The sequence below is a fragment of the Nocardia sp. NBC_00881 genome, assembly GCF_045207455.1.
Taxonomy (GTDB): Bacteria; Actinomycetota; Actinomycetes; order Mycobacteriales; family Mycobacteriaceae; genus Nocardia.
Genome location: NZ_CP108798.1, coordinates 3,042,400 through 3,063,886, shown reverse-complemented (window position 1 = coordinate 3,063,886; position 21,487 = coordinate 3,042,400). Strand labels below are relative to the sequence as shown.

Genomic DNA, 21,487 nt, shown 5'->3' with positions numbered 1-21,487 from the left:
AGGAGTTCGTCGTGACCACCGCCGCCGGCACCGCGCCCGTGACCGTCGCCGTGACCGGAGCCGCGGGCCAAATCGCCTACGGCCTGCTGTTCCGGATCGCCTCCGGTGCGATGCTCGGCCCGGACACGCCGGTGCGGCTCCGGCTGCTCGAGATTCCCGCCGCGGTGGCCTCGCTCGAGGGCGTCGCGATGGAGCTGGACGACGGTGCGTTTCCGCTGCTGGAGTCCATCGACATCAGCGACGATCCGTGGATCGGCTTCGCGGGCGCCGACATCGCGCTGCTGGTCGGCGCCCGTCCGCGTACGGCGGGGATGGAGCGCTCGGATCTGCTCGCCGCCAATGGCACGATCTTCACCGAGCAGGGCGCGGCGATCAACGCCAGCGCGGCAGACGACGTGAAGGTGCTCGTGGTGGGAAACCCGGCCAACACCAACGCGTTCATCGCCATGAGCAACGCCCCCGATGTGCCCGCCGAGCGTTTCACCGCGATGACCCGCCTCGACCACAACCGGGCCATCGCCCAGCTGGCCGGAAAGACCGGTGCACCTGCCGCCGGCATCGCCCGGGTGGCGATCTGGGGCAACCACTCCGCGACGCAGTACCCGGACATCGCGCACGCCACCATCGCGGGTCGTCGGGCCCTCGATCTCGTCGGTGATCGCGCGTGGCTGACCGACGACTTCATCCCCACTGTGCAGCAACGCGGCACCGCGATCATCCAGGCTCGCGGCGCGTCCTCGGCGGCCAGCGCGGCGAGCGCGGCGATCGACCACATCCACGACTGGGTGCGTGGCACTCGGGACGGTGATTGGGTGTCCATGGCCGTGCCCTCGGACGGCTCTTACGGGGTGCCGGAGGGGCTGATCAGCTCGTTCCCGGTGACGTGTGGGAACGGCGATTACACGATCGTTCCCGGTCTGCCCATCGACGATTTCGCCGGGCCCCGCATCGGCGCCTCGGTAGCCGAACTCGAGCAGGAACGCGACGCCGTTATCGACCTAGGGTTTGCCAAGCGCGTCTGACGCTTGCCGTTGCCACGAATTCGCGCGGCGTTCGGCACACCGCGCGAATCCTGCGAGTCGACCCACGGGCCTACGCGACCGTCCAGGTTTCGGATCCACTGAGCAGCGACTGGAGTGAGTCCGGACCGACCGGCTTGCGCTCGCGGGCCACCTCGGTCTGGGCGCGTACCGCGTCGTCGTAGGTCGGCCGCGAGACGCTGCGGAAGATGCCGGTGACCACATGGCCGAGATCCTGGTCCGATAGCCGTGACAGCGCGTAGGCGTACTCGGGGCTGTCGGCGTAGGCGTCGTGCACCACGATGTCGGACTCCACGATGCCGTCGGTGCGGGCTACCTCGAGGCGGAAGCCGTTGCGCACGACAGCGAATTCGCTCTCGGCGCCGAAGCGGATGGGTTCGCCGTGCCGCAGCGGGACGAGATGGTCCGCGGCGTTCTCTCGTCGAAGCACGTCGAAGGAGCCGTCGTTGAAGATCGGGCAGTCCTGCAGGATTTCCACGAACGACGTGCCGCGGTGCTCGGCAGCCGCGCGCAGCACCTCGGTGAGTCCCGCGCGGTCGGAATCCAGGGCGCGGGCAGCGAAGGTTGCCTCGGCGCCGAGTGCGATCGACAAAGTGTTGAACGGGTGGTCCACCGAGCCCATCGGGGTGGACTTGGTGATCTTGCCCTGCTCCGAGGTCGGTGAGTACTGGCCCTTGGTGAGACCGTAGATCCGGTTGTTGAACAGCAGGATCGTCATGTTCACGTTACGTCGCAACGCGTGGATGAGATGGTTCCCCCCGATGGACAGCGCGTCACCGTCGCCGGTCACCACCCAGACCGACAGGTCGGGGCGGCTGACCGCGAGGCCGGTGGCGATCGCGGGTGCGCGACCGTGGATGGAGTGGATGCCATAGGCCTCCAGGTAGTACGGGAAGCGGCTGGAGCAGCCGATCCCGGAGACGAACATCAGGTTCTCCCTGCGCAATCCGAGTTCAGCGAGAAAACCCCGCACGGTCGCCAGGATCACATAGTCGCCGCAGCCAGGGCACCATCGGACCTCCTGATCGGAGGTGAAGTCCTTCGCCTTCTGCGGTCCGTCCGCCGACGGCACGCCGGACACCCCGGTCAGCCCCAGATCGGTGCCTACGAGCGAGGTTTCCACGATCGTCATTCGTTACCCCCAACCGTGCGGTAGGCGACTGCCTCGCCTGCGCTCGGCCCGGCGCAGGGCTGTGGACGGACTTCGTCCGGCAGTGCTCGATAGGTGGCCTTCGCTCGCGCGGCGAAGGCCTTGTCCCGTTCCATGTCGGCGATCGATCCGTCCAGCGCTGCGTCGATGACCCCGACCAGTTCCTGTGCGGAGAACGCTGTGCCAGCGATCTTCGTCCATGGCTGCACGTCAACCAGGTACTTCGCGCGCAGCAGCATGGCGAGCTGGCCGCCGTTCATCTCCGGCGCGACCACGGTGCGGTATCGGCGCAGCACGTCACCGAGGTTGGCGGGCAACGGATTCAAATTACGCAGGTGCGCCTGGGCGACCGGCGCGCCACGGCGACGGGCTCGACGGCACGCCTCGCCGATCGGGCCGTAAGAGCTACCCCAGCCGATCAGCAGCAGCTCGGCCGTGCCCTCCGGGTCGTCCACCTCGAGATCGGGGACGGCGATCGCGTCGATTTTGGCCTGCCGCAACCGAACCATGAGCTCGTGGTTGGTGGGGTCGTAGGAGATGTTGCCGCTGCCGTCCGCCTTCTCCAGTCCACCGATGCGGTGCGCGCGCCCCTTGGTGCCCGGTACGGCGAGTGGGCGCGCCAGCGTGTCGGGGTCACGGGCGTACGGCTGGAACGGGTCGGCGTCATCGCCCTCCGGCTCGAACGCGGGATCGATCGGGGCCAGCTCGTCGACGCGCGGAATCGACCACGGTTCCGAACCGTTTGCGATGGCGCCGTCGGACAACAGCAGCACCGGAGTACGAGAGGTGAGCGCGATCCGTGCCGCCTCCACCGCAGTGGCGAAACAGTCGGCGGGGGAGCGCGGCGCGAGTACCGCCACCGGCGACTCGCCGTTGCGGCCGTAGAGCGCCTGCAACAGGTCGGCCTGCTCGGTCTTGGTCGGCAGGCCGGTGGACGGCCCGCCGCGCTGCACGTCGATCACCACCAGCGGTAGCTCGGTCATCACCGCGAGACCGATGGTTTCGCTCTTGAGCGCGAGACCGGGCCCTGAGGTGCTGGTGACGCCGAGCGCACCGCCGAGCGCCGCACCCAGCGCGGCGCCGATTCCGGCGATCTCATCCTCGGCCTGGAATGTCGTGACGCCGAAGTTCTTGTGCTTGCTCAGCTCGTGCAGGATGTCCGAGGCAGGCGTGATCGGGTACGTGCCGAGAAAGACCGGCAGCCCCGCGAGCTGCCCTGCGGCGATCAGGCCGTAAGCGAGCGCGGTGTTGCCGGTTATCTGGCGATAGGTGCCCGGCGGCAGCTTGGCAGGCGCGATCTCGTAGGTGGTGGCGAAACTCTCGGTGGTCTCGCCGTAATTCCACCCCGCGCGGAACGCCAGCACGTTTGCCTCGGCGATCTCCGGCTTCGCTGCGAACTTCTCCCGCATGAACCGTTCGGTGCCGCCGATCGGGCGCCCATACATCCAGGACAACAGGCCGAGCGCGAACATGTTCTTCGCGCGCTGGGCGTCCTTCTTTCCGACGCCGGTCGATTCGGTGGCGCCCAGGGTCAGCGAGGTCATCGGGACGCGATGCACCACGAAATCCGACAGTGTCTCGTCCGTCAGCGGATCGGCGCCGTAGCCGACCTTCGCGAGGGTGCGCTTGGTGAACTCGTCGGTGTTGACGATGACCGTGGCGCCGCGCGGGAGATCCTCCAGATTGGCCTTGAGCGCGGCGGGGTTCATCGCGACCAGCACGTCGGGTTGATCACCGGCGGTCAGGATGTCGTAATCGGCGATCTGGATCTGGAACGACGAGACACCGGGCAACGTGCCCTGCGGCGCTCTGATCTCGGCGGGAAAGTTCGGCTGGGTGGCCAGGTCGTTGCCGAACGCGGCGGCCTCGTGGGTGAAGCGATCGCCGGTCAGCTGCATCCCGTCGCCGGAGTCCCCGGCGAACCGAATCACGACCTTTTCCAATTTCGCTGTGCCGACCTCACTTTGGTGCGAAACCATGTGCCTGCTTCACTTCCTCGTCGATGAGAGGTGCCATCGCCAAACTACTCCGTCGAGCGCGGTACGCGCCCCCGCAGCGCGCGGTCCGTCCGGAATCGGCGGTGGAGGCGTCAGGCGAACAATGCCAGCTGCGGGTCTGCGGTGTGTGGAATTTCGGAGGGTGTCTCTGGTTCGGTTGTGCTCCGCGGCGTCAAACCGTGCTCGGCCAGCAGCGGATCGACCCGCCCGCGCAGCCATGCCGAGTATTCCGGCGTCACGTATGCGCCGCGGCCGTAGAGTCGGCGGTAGCGGCCCAGCAGGGCTGGATGGTGTTCGGCCAGCCAGGTCAGGAACCAGCCCCTGGTGCTACCGCGCAGGTGCATCGGAAACGCGACGGCCGAGTCGGCCCCGGCCTCGGCGATGGCGCCGAAGATCGCGTCCAGGTGCGCCCGGCTGTCGGTGAGACAGGGAATCACCGGTGCGACCATGACGTTTACCGTGAACCCCGCGTCGGTGAGTGCGCGCACGAGATCCAGCCGTGCCCGGGGCGACGGCGTCCCGGGTTCCAGGCTGTGGTGCAGGTCCTGGTCGAGGATCGCGATGGATACCGCGAGGCCGACCCGCACCTCGCGGGCGGCGGGTGTGAGCAAAGGCAGATCCCGGCGTAGCAGTGTGCCCTTGGTGAGGATGGAGAACGGGGTGCCGGAATCGGTCAGCGCGCGAATGATGCCCGGCATCAATCGATACCGGCCCTCCGCGCGCTGATACGGGTCGGTATTGGTGCCGAGCGCCACCGGCTCGCGGCGCCAGGACCGCTTGCCGAGTTCCTTGCGCAGCACCGCGGCGATATTCGTCTTCACCACGATCTGTGAATCGAAGTCCCGGCCCGCGTCCAGGTCCAGATACTCGTGTGTGCCGCGCGCGAAACAGTATCGGCACGCGTGGGAACAGCCGCGCATCGGATTGACGGTCCAATGGAACGGTAGATTCGCGCCCTCGGGCACCTTGTTCAGCGCGCTTTTGCACAGCACCTCGTGGAATGTGACGCCGTCGAACTCAGGCGTCCGGACGGTGCGCACGAAACCTGCCCGGGACAGCCCGGGCAGGGCGCCATCATCGGCGTCCAGAGTTTGGCTTTGCCACCGCACCCTTTCAGTCGAACATGTGTTCTAGGGACTGTCAAGCAATCTGCCGGGCGCCGGGCGGCGTCAGCCGGGCCAGGTCGGCAAAGAAGGCGACCAGATCGCGGACGGTTACGTCGATAGGGCGCGGCTGGTAGCCGAGTTCGCGTTCGGCCTTGCCGTGGTCCACGATCGGCGCGGAAATCAATGCGCCGAGCGCGGCCTTGGAGACGATGTCGGAGTTGAACAGCTTGCCGATCGGCGCGAGCGCCGGGATGATGCCGGACACGAGCTTGGGGGAGATGGCGAACTTCGGACCCTTCTTGCCGCCGTGGCCCGCGGCCAGGCGGCACAGGTCGAGCATTGAGATCATCGATCCACCGAGCAGGTAGTTCTCACCGGTGCGGCCGTGTTCGCCGGCCAGTAGCAGGCCATTGGCCACGTCGCGCACGTCGACCAGATCGAAGCCGCCGCCGATCATGGCCGGCACTCGGCCCCGCGCCGCGTCCGCGAGCGTGCGGTTGATCCGGGACAGCGGCCTGCTGTAGTCGAGCGGGCCGAAGACGCCGGTGGGGTTGCACAGTACCGCGTCCAAGCCCTGGTCGATCACTTTGCGCAGTTCCACCTCGCCCGCCCACTTCGAGCGGTCGTAGACCGGCAGCGCCGTCTCGTTCGACCGCGGCGCGCTCTCGTCGATCCGGCCGCCGCAGCTGTACTGGTTGAATGCGTGGATGGAGCTGGCGTGCACCATCCGGCGCGCGCCGACGGCAAGCGCCGCCTCGGCAACCACGCGCACGCCCTCGGTGTTCACCTGCCAGGCCAGCTCGTTCTTCTCGGCGAGGGTGATCACTGCGACAAGGTGGTAGACGACCTCGGCGCCGGCCAGTGCGGCGCGCATCGACTCCGGATCGAGTACGTCGCCGCGCACCCAGGTCACATCCGGCGCGGCGACCGTGTCGGGGACCGTCCGATCGATGGCAGTGACCTCATGGCCCTGTTCGGCGAGCAGGGGAAGCAGATTCGTGCCAAGGTAGCCGGCTGCGCCGGTCACTGCGACCTTCATGGCTCCGAGAATATAGAACTTGTTCTAACACGCAAATCGCAGCGAACACGCGATGTTTGCGTGCTCATAAGGTCATATCCTACCGTCCGGTGGTCGCGCGGAGTCCGTCGGTTGTGCCGCGAGCGGATGCCGGGCGGCGTCCGCCAGTGGATGAGGCTCGCCAGTCAGGGTCGACAGAGCATGGGCAACCTCGGGCAGTCCGGCTCGGACATAGGTGAAGGTTGCCCCGGTGGAAGTACTGGCTCGTTGGCCATGGCCCGCGTAAGCGCGGGCTACGGCGTAACTGTATTCGCGCTCGACCCAGGTGAGGGTGGTGTGGCGAAGCCAGTGGATGCTGAATTGGAGGGTGTCGGCCCATGGCAGGTGGTCTCGCAGGCGCTCACTGAGATAGTCGAAGCGACGGCGGCCCATCGGTCTGCCATTGCGGTACCGCAGAAGCTTGGTCGTCGTATCGATTCCGCCGCGGCTCCCGATGTGCTGCAGCAGATGATTTGTCAGTGACGGGGATATAGGTTGCCAGCGGACTGTGCCGCCCTTCTCGTGAAGCTGGACCAGGCAGTCGGTGCTGTTTAGGTTTCCCACATCGAGGGCGAGGGAGCCGCCGCGTCGACACGCAGTTTCCAGGTGTAGACGGAAGATGAGAGCGTCGAGTTCGGGGTCATTGCCTGTCGTGGACGCAACCTCGGCGAGTTCCATGACCTGAGTCCGCGACAAGGCATGGCGCGAACTGGGGAGCTGTGGTGGGCGTGAGATTTTGCTGGCAGGGTTGTCGGCTGGGTGTATGAGAACGTCGCGCTCGGCGTAGCGGTAGATACACCTCAACGCCGAGATCAAGCTGGCAGCGGCTCCGCGGCCATCGCGAGAGTTGGATCGCACGACGGCGTTGGCCCGATGCTGGTTGACAAGCCGGTCGATTTCGGTGGATGTAACACCATCTAGTTTTCTCGGACCCCAGGCTCTCTCGATTACTCGCCAGTACGATTCGTAGTTCTTGACGGTGACGGGTGGGAGCGACTCGCGCAATTGTGTGAGGTACGAGGTAAACGTCGGAACCTCCGTGGACGGAGGCATCGAGATGGACAGGTCCTCGATGGTGAGCCCGAGCCGGGACAGTAGATGCAATGCGGTGGCGACGTCGTCCGACTTCATGACTTCGGTGCCCGAAGGTGGAGATGTTTGCTCGCCATTGCGTCGGCGACATACGCGGTGGAGTAGACCACCAGCAGGTCACCGTATGGCGCTGCGAGGAGTAGGACGCGATCGGTGAGCCCGATGTGGGACTCGCGGCGTAGCCGGGCCGGCAGACTGAGGTAGCCGGCGGCGCCGATGGTCCATCGGCCGGTCGGCTCGGCCGCGACGATAACGAGCCCTGGCTCGGCGGACAGGGCGATCGGCTGGCCCGGTTCCCAACGCAGGGTTTTGATTGTGGAGCGTTCGCCGAGGCGTCCCCTGATATCGACCGTGGTTGTTGCCAAGTAGATCTCACCGATCGGGCTGACCAGTTCGGTTAAGGGAAACCGTAGGGGAACGCTGTGGAACTGTGACGGTTTGCGGTTCGAGGTGAACAAGCCGCTGAAACCGACAAGTGTGTCGGGCTGAATGCTGTTGTTGATCGGTGGCCGGGCAGGCATAAGGATCTCGCTTCTCATCCCAGCCTGCTGATCCTCCCGTATCCATGAAACCCGATCTTCGGCAATTTCGCCACACCGAGCCGTAACCGGAGTCGGAGCTTAGTGGTCCTGCCCGCAAGTTCTTCGGGGGTCAGTGCCCGAGGTAGAGGTCGCACTGCGGGACGCGAGCGACGCGGACCGGCGCGAGGCGTTGATGAGCGCGCGTCTGTTCGTCGGGCCTCGTGGCGGTCGGATCTCGACCGGTGTTCTGCGGAAGACAACGCACTGGGATGAGGTCGTCGCCAAGCTGGGATTCGAGCATCTCCGGCGGCACGATCTGCGGCACACCGGGCTCGCCTGGTTCGCCGATGCCGGGGTGCCGCTGCATCGACTTCAGCGGATCGCCGGACACACCGATCCGCGGATCACCCAGCGCTACATCCACCCCGATATCAAGGCGTTGCAGAGCGACGGGCAGCTGCTGTCGCGGTTCCTCGCGACGCCGAATAGCGGGCCCCAGATACCCGAGCTGCTGGCCCGCATAAGACCGGACCATGCCGCCGAAACCGACGATGGCCCCAAATTGGTCCCAAGACTGCGGGTGGTCGAATAACAGCAAATCCCCTCCGGCGCTGGGCGGAGGGTGTTTTTCTGTGTCGGGCGGACAGGATTTGAACCTGCGACCACTTGACACAGGTTCAAATTCGCTCAACCTATCCCTGTGCTTCCCAAAGTACCTGATCAGCACCATATTTGCGGAAAGTCGAATGCTCGAGAAGTCCCATCGGATTCGGATATTCCCATCGAAAGTGTGAGATTTTGGTGAGATGGATCAAAACCGGCCTACTCATGGTCGGAACGCTCCGGTACCCGCGCAAGCGGCTCGGCCCGCAGCCGATCAGCTTCGAAAGAACCCCTCGCCCGCTTGTCAGCAAGGTTGCGACCGGCAACGCACACTCACGTATTCGACAAGCTACGGCGTGTCGCGTATACGACACGCGGGCATTCCGACGCAGTGGCAATTTTCTAGCAAATATGAATGGTCCTTGTCGTGTCAGCATGCGCCCGAGCCATACCAGAACTTGGCCCTGGAGCGGCCGGGCGGCGGTCGGCGTTCCGTGACTCGGGCGCCTGGAAACCGCACATGTTCCGCAACCAGGGCAGGGCGCGCGGCTCGGTCGACTCATCGACTGAGCTACACGGACGCCCTCTAGTTCTGGCTGCCGCTCAAACGTATCCAGCCCTGATCAGTTGTCGAGGTCGATCCAGTACTGGCAGATACCGTCGGCGGTGACGGCGGCAAGCTGTCCGCCCCATGTCTCGATCACTCGCCGTGATCCGATGTTTTCCTGCCGACACGTCAACCGGGCGCTCCCGATGCCGAGATCCTTTGCCTTCACCAACGTCTGGCGAAGGATTTCGGTGGCGTAACCGCGACGGCGGTGCTGTGGCGCGACCACGTAGCCCACGTGTCCACCCCAGCGCATCAGTTCATCGCTGAGGGTGTGCCTGATATCGGAGCTGCCGACGAACACTCCGTTGACCTCAGCCATCAGGAATGTGTAGGGCACCATTTCCGGCGGAAGGCCGACGCCAGCCGAAGCATTGTGCTGCACTATCAGGTAGTCATCCCACAGCATCCCTGCCCGATAGTCCTTGGCGAGCGTCAACCCGTCAGCGATGAGCGCCGAGCGAAGCGCCAAGAACGGACGCTCGTCCCGCGTCCCCAGTGCCCGCACCGTGAGCCCATCCAATTCGGTCATCGTGGAATGGTCTCCGCCTCACTGGTTCATGGCAACAGCTTTTCGCTGCGCGGCGACGTTGCAGGATCGCCACGCAGGGTGGCAGTCATCCAGGCAACGATGCGAGTTGTCTCGGATTCGGTTGGCGGCCAGCTCGGTTCCGGGGGCGAGTGCGGATTCCTCGATGATGTTGTCGGGTGCTCTCGCGAGGAAGCTGTGGTTGTTCAGCGTCTTGTAGGCGCTGTCGAGTTCTTTCAGCGCGGCCGTGGGGACTGTCAGCCCTTTCAGTGCAACTGAGGTTGATTGTGCTGGTTAGTTGTTGGTGGTCAGTCGGCCGTCGAAGGCGATCTTGAAGGCGTTGAGGGCACCTTTCCAGCGGTCGGACGAAAGTCGATGGTGGTGGGCTCAAGTCGCAGCAGCCGCCGGATGGCCAACTCGTGTTCGGTCAGGGTTTCGGTGAGCGCGAGTTCGGCTGGGACGGGCGCTGTTCGCACGCGCTGCTCGGACCGGAACCGTCGTACTTCGGTGGCGAAGTACCGCAATTGGGCAACTTCGGGCTCGGCGGCCGGGTTGCGGAAGCCGGAGTCTTGCGGCCAGGAGGCGATGACGACCGATTCGCCGTCGGTGAGGGTGGTCCACAGCTTCTCGGTGACGAACGGTACGAGCGGGTGCAGCAGCCGTAGCATGGTGTCGAGGACGGGCCCGAGCACTCGGCGGGATGCGTCTGCGGCGGATCCGCCTTCTGTATAGACGGCTTTGGACAGTTCGAGGTATCAGTCGAAGGTTTCGTCCCACGCGAAGTGGTAGACCAGGCCAGAGAGTTTCGCGGACTGATAATCGTCGAAGCAGCTATCGGCGTCGGCGGCAACAGCATTCAGCCGCGAAAGGATCCAAACGGCTTGTCCGGCAGCTTCAGCGCATCTACGCGACTCCTCCCAGGGAACACCTGGTTGGTCAGTGACAACCGACATCAATATGCCCCTTCCCATACCTTGCTGAGGAGTCGGATCGGGCGTCCGACTGCAACTGACCTCAGTCCGCGGACCCGGGATCCTCGACTATGCCAATACCCGCTTCCCCACCGGCATCCACCGCATGCCCAAGACGCTCACGTTTACCTCACCCGGAGCAGCCGCCACCGCCGTTCCTGACAGGCAGGCGATATGGCGCCGCTGCGGCACGCGGCTGACCGAACTCGCACGCACCTTTCCCGGAGCACGATTCGACCGCATCATCCGCCGTCTCACTGACCTACCCGACCAGGACTATGAACGTCTGTCCTCGACCGCACGCTGGATTGCCGATAACCCCACCTCCGGCATGCTGCTCCGCCAGCTGCCGATCGAAGGAATCAACACCAAATGGCTCGCCCGCCACGCCACACTGCTGCTGGCGTTCCTCGGTGACGAACAACCCCGCGAGAACGTCGATTACGAACCATCCGACGAGCAGAACGCAGACGACGGCGCTCCGGTGTCCCGTCGGCAACGTCTTGTCCATCACCGGGATCACTACCCGAAACCGCGACCATGCCAGCCACGCGCACCACAACTGGGTCTGACGGCCACCTACCACCGGGCCCTGACCCCAATCCCACTGCAACCACAAACCCGGCTCAGCGATCCAGGGCCGAAACACCCTGCGCTGACCTTCCCGCAACCGCTGCTTGACCTGCGCCACCATCCGCCGGGTAGTGCGCTCCCCACCCTTGAACCCCATCGCGGTTATCCGCCGATGCACCACATCAGCACGGATCTTGCCGTTCGAACGAACAACCAGCTCTTCGACTTTCGGCAGATACTCATCAATCGGGCGAGCCCGATGCTCACGCGCAACCGGACTCTGCCCGGCCTCCCGCAACGCCACATACCTCGCCACCGTGTGGTGGTCACACCCGGCCAGCGCAGCCGCTGCCCGATAGGAACCCGTGAGGTCATACGCCTCGAGGATCTCCATGATTTCCCTACTGCTCTTCACGCCGCGAGCCTTCACCCACGGCAACCCGGACAAATCACCGGGGAGATATCTGGCCACCAGCGGGGAACTCGCTGGCCACCACCGGGGCTCTAAATGGCCGCCTATGGGGAGTATTCACTGGCCGCTGTCAGACGTTTCGAAGAGCGAAGACAGTAAGCTCAAACAAATGTGTCCTATAGGCCGCTACCGAACCGCGGAAAAGAAGGTCAGCGGAGTACACCACCGATGTGAGGCCAGTAGATACCGGATAGTTGCCGCCCCAAGAGAAGCCGTCGACCACTTCACAAAAGTGAATGAAAACCAGCTCACCCAGCCGAAAACACGCTGGTCAACAAGTGTGCTCCCCGCGCCTGCGGGGATGAGCCCTCCAATTCGCCTGACCAGCGAAAACAATGCCGGTGCTCCCCGCGCCTGCGGGGATGAGCCCGGGTCGCACGGACCCAGCTCGAACGTGGTCGGGTGCTCCCCGCGCCTGCGGGGATGAGCCCGTAATTACGTTGAACATAAACAGATATGGTATGTGCTCCCCGCGCCTGCGGGGATGAGCCCATCGTGCGCTGGGCGGATCTTCCGAAGCAGTAGTGCTCCCCGCGCCTGCGGGGATGAGCCAGAATTGCAGGATCGCTGCCACGGTCAGGCCGCGTGCTCCCCGCGCCTGCGGGGATGAGCCCTCAACGGTGATCTCGACGGCCTCATGGAGGCTGTGCTCCCCGCGCCTGCGGGGATGAGCCCACCCAGTCGGTGGAGCCCTCGCAGCCGTGGTGGTGCTCCCCGCGCCTGCGGGGATGAGCCCGCGTGGTGCCCGTGGTGGCTCAAGCATCCGGAGTGCTCCCCGCGCCTGCGGGGATGAGCCCTGTCATGGGACGCGATGCGGCCTGAATACGAGGTGCTCCCCGCGCCTGCGGGGATGAGCCCTTCGATCGGACGCCACTTCACGCCGCCGGAAAGTGCTCCCCGCGCCTGCGGGGATGAGCCCTGGCTCAGTCCTGCCGTGACCACCGCGTCGCCGTGCTCCCCGCGCCTGCGGGGATGAGCCCCCCGTCCGCGACTGGCCGCAGAGGAAATCGGTGCTCCCCGCGCCTGCGGGGATGAGCCCTGGCCCGATCCCGCCGCGTCGCCGACCTCGACGTGCTCCCCGCGCCTGCGGGGATGAGCCCAAGAAGCGTGCTATCGACCGGGCGACGGTCCTGTGCTCCCCGCGCCTGCGGGGATGAGCCCCGCCCGGCCACGTTCGGCGGGCAACGTCCGCAGTGCTCCCCGCGCCTGCGGGGATGAGCCCTTGCTCGCGCGAGGACACACCTCTTCCACCATGTGCTCCCCGCGCCTGCGGGGATGAGCCCGTCTTGAGCCGAAGATGATGCGCGGCGATATGGTGCTCCCCGCGCCTGCGGGGATGAGCCCATCGCCGAACTCTTCCAGAAACGACGACTCCAGTGCTCCCCGCGCCTGCGGGGATGAGCCCGCTAGCTCTGAAGTCCGGAGTGCCGACCCTCTGTGCTCCCCGCGCCTGCGGGGATGAGCCCGGTCGGAGTCGGGGACAACTCGTACGGAGAGCGTGCTCCCCGCGCCTGCGGGGATGAGCCCAGGTACGTGGTGCCGTGGGGCTACGGTACGACGTGCTCCCCGCGCCTGCGGGGATGAGCCCGCGCAGCGGGACATATCCATCACACCCATGGCGTGCTCCCCGCGCCTGCGGGGATGAGCCCCGCCCCTCCTGCTGACGCCCGGGACGGTTGGCGTGCTCCCCGCGCCTGCGGGGATGAGCCCAGTGGTCGCAATCACTGTTCGCTAACAATGGTGTGCTCCCCGCGCCTGCGGGGATGAGCCCGACGTGTGCGAGTGGGAGACAACGACGTCCCCGTGCTCCCCGCGCCTGCGGGGATGAGCCCGCACGTGGTCTATCGTCGGTGCAAGCTGATCTGTGCTCCCCGCGCCTGCGGGGATGAGCCCCGGCCCTCCGGGCGTATGCCTCGACAGTCGGTGTGCTCCCCGCGCCTGCGGGGATGAGCCCTCCGGCTATGGCGAAAGCGGGTCCGAGGATTTGTGCTCCCCGCGCCTGCGGGATGGTCCTGGCGGGGCAGTCGATCACGTTGCCGTACTGGTGGTGGTTTCCGCGCCTGCCGGATGAACTCACCATGAGTTCCTGCTCCGGGCTTGCCAGGTTTTTCTTGCGCTTGAGGGTGAGTCAGGGTTGTACCCGTGGCCGTATTCTTCCTGCGCAGGGATATGCCAGGACCCACCGAAGGGTCGCTGCTGGTTACTGTGTGCTCCCAGGCGGATACTGCGGTCTGCGTTGGACTGGTGCTCGCATCTGCGGCACACTGGTCGGTGCAAGGTGCGCTAGCGCCTCTGAAGTGAACCCGGCAGCCATCCGGACGGTTGGTGAGCCGGGTTTCGCGTGTCTGGTGGCTTGTCGGCAGAAGGTGTGACGCTGGGGCCCTTCTTTCATGTTGTTTCGAGATGTCAATGTGAGACGAAACTCTGTGCGCCCCTGAGCCGGTCAAGCTTGGCGGGGATAGCAGGGGATTGTTAACAGGCGTATCCCCTGCTATCCCTGGCCCCGCAAGCGCGGGGAGAGGGGTGAGCCGTTTCTTCAGCTACCGGATCGGGCTGGGCTCATCCCCGCAGGCGCGGGGAGGTGTTCTCGTAAACGACCCTACGAGATGGGGATTGGCATCACGCAACTCGATCGTCGTCCGGCTCAGCGATCGAGTCGTGTGAGTCGATGGTGTGGACTCGGGACACGATCGGCTGGATCTGACGGCGCCAGTTGCCGCCACGCTGCCGGCACCAGGCGACGGCATCGGCGATCCAGAGCAGGGGGTCTTCTCGTCCCCGGAGGTGTCGGTATTCGATGTCGGTTCCCGAGAGTGCGGACTTGAGCTGTTCGCGGTCGAACGCTACGACTGAGTCATCCCGTTCGATGTGGATTGCCCTTGCCCTCAGCACGACTGCGCGTTTGGCGAGCTGACAGAGACACTGGGCTCGGGCGTCGAGGTCTGATCTGGAGTTGGACTCGAAAATCTCGCATGTCACACCAAGGCGGAGAAGGGTACTGACGATCTGTCGCCGACGTTGCGACTGCTCCTTGCTCATGTGCACACGGCGCTGCCCTCGCATCAGTAGGGCTCGCAGAGCGCGTGTAACCAGAGACCGCTGCTGGGGCGCGACGATGACTGCGACCAAGAGGAAAGGGCGGCCCTTGCTCTCATCGACGTAGATGCTGGGCCGCACTCAGGCTCCCTAGTTGTACTGACCTGAGAGGTTGGGAACGCGGCTGGCTGGTGGGTGTCCGCCGAGTGCGGTGTGGCCGCGGTGGTGATTGTAGGTGTGCAGCCAGTCGGGGAAGGTGTTGCGGCGTTCGGTTTCGGTGCGGTAGGGGCGGGCGTAGGCCCATTCCTCAAGCAGGGTGCGGTTGAAGCGTTCGACCTTGCCGTTGGTTTGCGGCCGGTAGGGGCGGGTGCGTTTGTGGGTGATGCCGGTCTCGATGAGGGTGTCGCGCCAGAGTTGAGATTTGTAGCAGGAGCCGTTGTCGGTGAGTACCCGCCGGACAGTGATTCCGTGGGCGTGGAAGTAGCTGCGTGCGCGTCGCCAGAACGCGACAGCGGTTTCCTTGCGCTCGTCGCTCAGGATCTCTGAGTAGGCCAGGCGGGAGTGGTCATCGACAGCGTTGTGCAAATAGCTGTTGCCGACATGGCTGCTTCCATTGCGGCGCAACAGTTTTCCAGGCGTACGGGTGCGGTTGCGGCTGCCGGCGCGACGACCTACGGCGCGGTGTCCGCCGCCGTCGGGGATGTTGCCCAGTTTCTTGATGTCGACATGGACCAGGTCGCCGGGTTCAGGGTGTTCGTAGCGGCGGATCACCCGGCCGGTGGCGCGGTCGAGCCACCGCAGCCGTGCCAGCCGATAGCGGGCCAGGACCCGATGCACCGTGGCCGGGTACAGGCCGAGCAGGTAGGCGATCCGGGCCGGTCCCCACCGGCGCAGGAGGCGAAGTTTGATGATGCGCCGCTCGGTGCGCACCGAGGTTCGTCGCGGACTGTGGTGCGGGCGGCTGGACCGATCGGCCATACCGGCAGCGCCGTCGCTCCGATAGCGGTCGGCCCACCGTTTTGCCGTGGTCGCTGAGACCTGGAACCGTTCGGCGGCTCGCCTCAGTGGCCAACCGTCCTCAACGACACAACGAGCAAGCCGCAGTCGTCCCAATTCTGATAACGGGGCATTACGGTGGGACACGAAGACCTCCGATGGGTGAATGCGTTCCTAGACAGCTCGCACTTCACCCGGAGGTCTTCGCCATGTCAGCCCGACACGCCGTCACCAACGTCTGTGGTCAGTACACCTAGTGGGTGATAGCTATCGGATTGGGCTGTTCGACTGTAACCTGCCAAAGCGTGTGTCGCCAATTTGACAGTCACGAAAGACGCTGAGCTGCAGGCTAATTAGAAGCCAACCGGCAGGTATGGAAGCAGAGGTCGGGACTCTGGGTGGAACGGGCCTAAATGCGGGCGAGGTCGCTCCAGTTGGATAAGGATCGTTATTGCGGATCACGCGCCTCTGCATCTCACGGACGAGGACGTGCTATGTCGCGGTGGGTGACCTACTGCCGAGTGCCGAGCGACCACTGCGAGGACGACGAAAAGGTTTGAAGCGCAGCGAAGGTGGGTAGAGGTTGCTACCTTCGGTGCGGGTGCGTGCAGCTCGCCGTCGGGGCTCTGATGACCAAAGGTTGTCGGTGGTGGGTTGTATCGTTCGGCGCGTCGAGGAGTTGATCTTTTGCGGGGGTCGTGGTGCTGAGTACGGCAACGTTGTCTGCGTGGGCAAAAAGCGATCGTGATGGCGGAAGTCTGTCCCTCGTTCGCCACCTGGCCGATTCTGCCGAGGTTGCGAAGTTGGTGTGGGATCGCTGGTTGCCGCGTCATACACGGGAAGTGATCTCTCGAGGGCTTCCCGGAGGCGAGGGCGATGGGCGGTTGTTTCTGTGTTGGCTGGCCGCTGTTCATGATGTCGGGAAGCTGACGCCGGCGTTTGCGTGCCAAGTGACGGCGTTGGCGGATGCCATGCACGCGAAAGGCTTACGAATGCCGAGCGCTGTAGGTAATCGAAAGGCATTGCCCCACAATCTTGCCGGTCAGTTGGCGGTGATCGAGTTTCTCGTCGGGCTTGGCTGGGATCGCGGGGTCGCCGCCACGCATGCGGTGGTGGTCGGAAGTCATCACGGGGTGCCGCCCACCGCGCGCGAGTTCCGCAATGCTGGCTCCCAGACCGCCTTGTTCGGGTCGGGGCAGTGGGAGAACTCGCGCAAGGAACTGTTGACGTTCGTGACGGAGCGGACCGGTGCGGTGGCTCGGTTGGGCGCTTGGCAGGCTGTGTCACTGTCGCTCGTGCAGCAGAGCTTGTTGACGGCTGCGGTGATCGTGACGGATTGGATCGCGAGTAATCAGGATCTATTTCCTCTCGATGAGAACCGGGTATCGAGCGTCGCGGCGCCTGCGGCGTGGAACTTGTTGGGGCTGCCAAGGCCCTGGCAGCCGACAGTGGTGGCGGTTTCGGGCGAATCGGCTCGCGCGGATTTCGTGCGTGCTCGTTTCGGGTGGCCGAAGTCGATGATGGTGCGTCCGCTGCAGTTGGAGTGTGTGCGGGTTGCCGCGGCGATTCACGTGCCGGGGTTGATGGTGGTGGAAGCGCCGATGGGGGAGGGGAAGACCGAGGCGGCGTTGGCTGCGGCGGAGGTCTTGGCGCAGCGGTTCGGGTTCGGTGGTGTGTTCGTGGCGTTGCCGACGATGGCTACGTCGGATGCGATGTTCGCTCGGGTGCGCCAGTGGGTGGAGAATCTGCCGGATACGCCGTCGTCGATGTTCCTCGCGCATGGTCGGGCGGCGTTGAATCCCGAGTTTGCCGCGTTGCGGCGGAGGGGTTTCTGCTCGATCGGCACCGATTGCGCCGACAGCGGCGTCGCCGCGCATGCGTGGTATGTCGGGAAGAAAGGGCCGTTGGCGAATGTCGTCGTCGGAACTATCGACCAGGTGCTGCGGTTGGCGTTGAAGACGCGACATGTGATGTTGCGGCATCTGGCGTTGGCGAACAAGGTCGTGGTGATCGATGAGGTGCACGCCGCGGACAACTACATGTCCACTTACTTGTGCCGCAGCCTGGAATGGCTTGCCGCATACGGTGTTCCTGTCGTGTTGTTGTCCGCGACATTGCCGCCGGCACAGCGTGAGTTGCTGATCGAGGCGTACCGCCGCGGCCGCGGTGACAGCGATGACAAGGCCTGCGTGGCCGGTGGCGGGTATCCGTGCATCACACTGTGGCCGAGTCCGCAGGGCGCTGTATCGGTGGCGGCGTCGGGTCGTGTGATCGACGGGATCGAGATCGGAAAGGTCTGTGACGATCCCGATGGGCTGGCCCGCACGATTGCAGGGGCAGTGGTTCCGGGCGGGGGAGTGGTGGGAGTGGTGTGCAATACCGTCGCCCGCGCGCAAGAGACCTTCGAGGCTCTGACACGGGCCGGGTTCACCGACGATGAGTTGCTGCTCGTGCACTCGCGTTTCGTTGCCACGCATCGGATGGCGCTGGAGTCACGCCTGCGGTCGGCGCTGGGCCCGCCGGCGAAGAGTCTGCGGCCTGGGCGATTTGTTGTGGTGGGCACCCAGGTGATCGAGCAGTCACTGGACATAGACGTCGATCTATTGGTGACCGATTTGGCGCCGATGGATCTGTTGCTCCAGCGGATAGGGCGCCTGCACCGACACCGGAGACAGCAGCGTCCGGCGCAGGTCGACGCACCGCGGTGCTTGATCCGGGGAGTCGATTGGGATGCTGTGCCGCCGCAGCCGGTGCCCGGATCGCAAGCAGTTTACGGCCGTGCCCGTCTGCTGCGGTCGGCTGCGGTACTCGGAGCACGCAAGGAATCGACTGTGACTGTGCCCGAGGACGTGCCGGGGCTGGTCGCCGAGGCCTACAGTGATGAAATCACGGTGCCCGGCTCATGGGCGGCTGCGTTGGCGGTTGCCGATGACGAGTGGCAAGCCCACGTCGACGATCAACAGCGGCGGGCGCAGTCGTATCTGCTGCCGGCCCCAGACACCGAGAACTCGACCCTGCAAGGGTGGCTGATGGCGGGGATTCCTGAGGATGCCGACGGTGCCGGTGGGCAAGCGCAGGTCCGGGATGCGGAGGACACCATCGAAGCGATCGTCGTCCAACGCTGCGGTAACGAAGTACGTGTTCTTGCCGACGTGCCCGAGACGGGAGGAATGGTCGTGCCGACCGAGACCGAGCCACCGCAGAAGCTGGCGAAGCAGGTGGCGGCCTGCACGATCCGCTTGCCCGCGTTTCTGACGCGGTATGGCCGCAAGGAGAGGGTAATTCGCGCGCTCGAAGACACCTGGTATCCCGGCTGGCAGCAATCGCACTGGCTGGCTGGGGAATTGGTGCTAGAGCTGAACGAGGACCGTCGTGCGAGCCTGGCCGGGCACGACCTGGAATACGACTCCCGATTGGGATTGCTGGTGGCATCGACCCAGGACGTGCAATGACCACAACCGCACCCACTTTCGACCTGCTCGACGAGCCCTGGATCACGGTCACCGACCATTCCGGGGTCGCGCAGGAGATGTCTTTGCGCGACGTGTTCGCCCATGCGGACAGATTTGCGGCGCTGGGTGGTGAGGTGCCGACCCAGGAGTTCGCGATCGCGCGGCTGCTGCTGGCGATCCTGCACCGCAGCATCCGGCACCGGCGAGGGACCGCGGTCGAGATCTGGTCACAGCTGTGGGACCAGTGGCCGGGCGAGGACATTGATCACTACCTGGTCGAGCATCGCGCCCGCTTCCAACTGTTCCATCCCGCGACACCGTTCTTCCAGGTTCCCGGTCTGCGTTCGGAAAAGGACGCGGTGAGCTCGCTGGACAAGCTCATCGCCGATGTCCCCAACGGCGCCAAGTACTTCACCACCCGCGCCGGGCGTGGGATCGAGCGGATCAGCTTCGCCGAGGCAGCCCGGTGGTTGGTGCATGCGCATGCCTTCGATCCGTCCGGAATCAAGACCGGCGCCGACGGCGACGCACGAGTGAAAGGTGGCAAGGGGTATCCGATCGGGGTTGCTTGGGCCGGTGGGCTCGGCGGGGTGTATCTGGAAGGTGCGAATCTGCGTGAAACGCTGCTGCTCAACCTGGTTCTCGCCGACCCCAACGACGTTCGCTTCAGTAGCGCAGACCTGCCACCGTGGGAACGAGATCCCGACGGGCCGGGCGTCCGCGACGTCAACGGCCCCAGCGGACCGGTCGACTTGTTCACCTGGCAGAGCAGACGCGTACGCCTGATCACCTCGAGCAGTGAGGTGACCGGCGTCGTGCTGTGCAACGGGGATGCACTCGAACCGTTCAACAAGCATCTGCTCGAGCCGATGACCGGTTGGCGTTACAGCGAGGTTCAGTCGAAGAAGTCGGGAGAACCGCGGCATTATCCGGCAGTGCATAGCCCGGAGAAGTCGTTGTGGCGTGGATTGCGTTCTCTTCTCGGCGACGTTGCCAGCTCCGCGCCGCTCGGCGGGCGCGGCATCGCTCCTGGTGTTGTCGAATGGGTAGGCACGCTCCTCGACCGGGGGGTCTTCCTGGATGGTCATCCGATCCGATTGCACGCGGTCGGGATGCACTACATCAACAATCAGTCGATCGTCGGCGACATCGTCGATGACGCCATCAGCTTCTCCGCGGCGTTGCTGGCTTCGGATCCCCGCTTGTGGGTGTGTGCGGTCAACGCTGTCCAGGTCGCCGAGGCCGCCGTGGACGAGTTGGGTGCGCTGGCAGCCAACCTCACCCTGGCATCTGGTGGCGAACCCGATGGTGCACGCGGGCGAGCGCGCGAGGAGGGTTTCTTCGCACTCGAAGCGCCCTACCGGAATTGGTTGCGTGGCCTCGACCCACAAACTATCGACTACGACCCGTCGGCCAGCCAGTGGGAGCAGACGGTGTACACGATCATCCGTCGCCTCGGTGACGAGTTGATCACCTCGGCCAGCCAGCAAGCCTGGGTAGGTCGCCCAGTGCGGGAGCGATGGATGGACACCAGCCTCGCCGACGAACGCTTCTTCCAGCGGCTGCGGAACCTGCTGCCGTCGGTCTTCACTCAGCGAATTCTCACCCAGGAAGGGGAAACAACCGATGGCGAACGCGCCGACGTCGCATGGTGAACGAGAAACCGCGCTCGCCGACTATGTAGCCGACAAGGTCGCGGAATTGCAGGACCGTTACCGGCGCCGTGACAGTGAAGCGTTAGCGGCAATGGCAAAGCTGCGCCGCGGCGTCGGCGGAAATCCCGGAACAGATCCCGCGCTGTGGGGACTGACCCTTGCCGAGATGCCCGAGCACATCACCGCGCGCGAGATCATGACCCGTGACGAGCGCGACGGTGCGTCCACGGTATGGGAGCGCGCGGCCTACGACGCGATCACCCTGCACGCCCTGCATCAACAATCCCGCAGCGACCGCATGCACCGCCGCGGCACGACGATCGGGACGGCGACCGCCGCCCTCGGCGCGCGGGCCGGCGCCCAGGACGCCGTACGCGCCAGATTCCATGCCCTCGGTACTGCCTCCGATCACGACGCCCGGCTGATCCACCTGCGAGGTCTGATCTCGCAACTACGCGGCTACGACATTCCTCTCGACTACGCCCGCCTCGCTGTGGACCTCTGCCGACTCGACGACGGCACCTACGCCGACCGGGTGTTGCTGGCATGGGGCCGCGACTACCACCGCAGACCCGCCACCACCTCGAACACTGATAACGCCGCACCTGCACCAGGAGACCCGCTGTGACC

The 21,487-nt window shown here is 65.2% G+C and carries 15 protein-coding genes, 2 pseudogenes and 1 CRISPR repeat array; of the genes and pseudogenes, 7 read left to right on the top strand and 10 right to left on the bottom strand.

Going from position 1 to position 21,487, the window contains the following annotated elements; genetic code table 11:
- Positions 1–11: 11 nt before the first annotated feature.
- Positions 12–1,022 (top strand): malate dehydrogenase, encoded by a 1,011-nt coding sequence (locus tag OH799_RS12255; protein WP_406279499.1) that lies wholly within the window; start codon positions 12–14, stop codon positions 1,020–1,022.
- Positions 1,023–1,092: 70 nt separating this feature from the next.
- On the opposite strand, the gene OH799_RS12250 is transcribed toward OH799_RS12255, so the two are convergent.
- From OH799_RS12250 to OH799_RS12225, 6 genes are all read right to left on the bottom strand, one after another.
- A complete protein-coding gene (locus tag OH799_RS12250; protein ID WP_406279496.1) occupies positions 1,093–2,172 on the bottom strand; it encodes a 2-oxoacid:ferredoxin oxidoreductase subunit beta in 1,080 nt (359 codons plus the stop codon).
- The gene (locus OH799_RS12245; RefSeq protein WP_406279493.1) at positions 2,169–4,169 is read right to left on the bottom strand and encodes a 2-oxoacid:acceptor oxidoreductase subunit alpha; all 2,001 of its coding nucleotides are present in this window, start codon (positions 4,167–4,169) and stop codon (positions 2,169–2,171) included. Before OH799_RS12245 ends, OH799_RS12250 begins: the two co-directional genes overlap by 4 nt.
- A 110-nt stretch (positions 4,170–4,279) precedes the next feature.
- Entirely contained in the window at positions 4,280–5,296 is a 1,017-nt protein-coding gene (locus OH799_RS12240) for an Rv2578c family radical SAM protein (RefSeq protein WP_406279490.1), read from the bottom strand.
- A 31-nt stretch (positions 5,297–5,327) separates the two neighbouring features.
- Positions 5,328–6,332 carry an NAD-dependent epimerase/dehydratase family protein gene (locus OH799_RS12235; RefSeq protein ID WP_406279487.1) on the bottom strand — a complete coding sequence of 335 codons (1,005 nt, stop codon included), beginning with the start codon at positions 6,330–6,332 and terminating at the stop codon, positions 5,328–5,330.
- A gap of 72 nt (positions 6,333–6,404) precedes the next feature.
- The gene (locus OH799_RS12230) at positions 6,405–7,403 is read right to left on the bottom strand and encodes a tyrosine-type recombinase/integrase (RefSeq protein ID WP_406282018.1); all 999 of its coding nucleotides are present in this window, start codon (positions 7,401–7,403) and stop codon (positions 6,405–6,407) included.
- 74 nt (positions 7,404–7,477) lie between these two features.
- Positions 7,478–7,981: a hypothetical protein gene (locus OH799_RS12225; protein ID WP_406279484.1), complete on the bottom strand. Its 504-nt coding sequence runs from the start codon at positions 7,979–7,981 to the stop codon at positions 7,478–7,480.
- 115 nt (positions 7,982–8,096) lie between these two features.
- Between OH799_RS12225 and OH799_RS12220 the strand changes: the two genes are divergently transcribed.
- Positions 8,097–8,555: a tyrosine-type recombinase/integrase gene (locus tag OH799_RS12220; protein ID WP_406279481.1), complete on the top strand. Its 459-nt coding sequence runs from the start codon at positions 8,097–8,099 to the stop codon at positions 8,553–8,555.
- Positions 8,556–9,189: 634 nt separating this feature from the next.
- Here the strand turns inward: OH799_RS12220 and OH799_RS12215 are convergent.
- A complete protein-coding gene (locus tag OH799_RS12215) occupies positions 9,190–9,705 on the bottom strand; it encodes a GNAT family N-acetyltransferase (protein WP_406279478.1) in 516 nt (171 codons plus the stop codon).
- Between the two features lie 305 nt (positions 9,706–10,010).
- Positions 10,011–10,448, bottom strand: a complete 438-nt coding sequence (locus OH799_RS12210; protein ID WP_406282015.1) for a class I tRNA ligase family protein — start codon at positions 10,446–10,448, stop codon at positions 10,011–10,013.
- Between the two features lie 331 nt (positions 10,449–10,779).
- Between OH799_RS12210 and OH799_RS12205 the strand changes: the two are divergent.
- Positions 10,780–11,025: pseudogene (locus OH799_RS12205) on the top strand (DUF3322 domain-containing protein); the annotation flags it as partial.
- A gap of 138 nt (positions 11,026–11,163) precedes the next feature.
- On the opposite strand, the pseudogene OH799_RS12200 reads toward OH799_RS12205, so the two are convergent.
- A pseudogene (locus OH799_RS12200) lies at positions 11,164–11,661 on the bottom strand (IS21 family transposase); the annotation flags it as partial.
- A 337-nt stretch (positions 11,662–11,998) separates the two neighbouring features.
- A CRISPR array of direct repeats spans positions 11,999–13,672; the repeat unit is 29 nt; unit sequence GTGCTCCCCGCGCCTGCGGGGATGAGCCC.
- A 719-nt stretch (positions 13,673–14,391) separates the two neighbouring features.
- On the opposite strand from OH799_RS12200, the gene OH799_RS12195 reads away from it, so the two are divergent.
- Positions 14,392–14,571 carry a hypothetical protein gene (locus OH799_RS12195; RefSeq protein ID WP_406279475.1) on the top strand — a complete coding sequence of 60 codons (180 nt, stop codon included), beginning with the start codon at positions 14,392–14,394 and terminating at the stop codon, positions 14,569–14,571.
- Positions 14,572–14,904: 333 nt separating this feature from the next.
- Here OH799_RS12195 and OH799_RS12190 read toward each other — a convergent pair whose 3' ends face one another.
- On the bottom strand, positions 14,905–15,897 hold the full coding sequence (locus OH799_RS12190) for an IS481 family transposase (RefSeq protein WP_406279472.1): 993 nt from the start codon (positions 15,895–15,897) through the stop codon (positions 14,905–14,907).
- Between the two features lie 551 nt (positions 15,898–16,448).
- Between OH799_RS12190 and cas3 the strand changes: the two genes are divergently transcribed.
- The 3 genes from cas3 to casB are packed head-to-tail and all read left to right on the top strand — an operon-like array spanning position 16,449 to position 21,485.
- Complete coding sequence (cas3, locus tag OH799_RS12185) at positions 16,449–19,202, top strand: CRISPR-associated helicase Cas3' (RefSeq protein WP_406279469.1); 2,754 nt, start codon at positions 16,449–16,451, stop codon at positions 19,200–19,202.
- Complete coding sequence (gene casA / locus OH799_RS12180; RefSeq protein ID WP_406279466.1) at positions 19,199–20,857, top strand: type I-E CRISPR-associated protein Cse1/CasA; 1,659 nt, start codon at positions 19,199–19,201, stop codon at positions 20,855–20,857. The genes cas3 and casA overlap by 4 nt, the downstream gene beginning before the upstream one ends.
- Entirely contained in the window at positions 20,829–21,485 is a 657-nt protein-coding gene (casB, locus tag OH799_RS12175; RefSeq protein WP_406279463.1) for a type I-E CRISPR-associated protein Cse2/CasB, read from the top strand. Before casA ends, casB begins: the two co-directional genes overlap by 29 nt.
- Positions 21,486–21,487 lie beyond the last annotated feature (2 nt).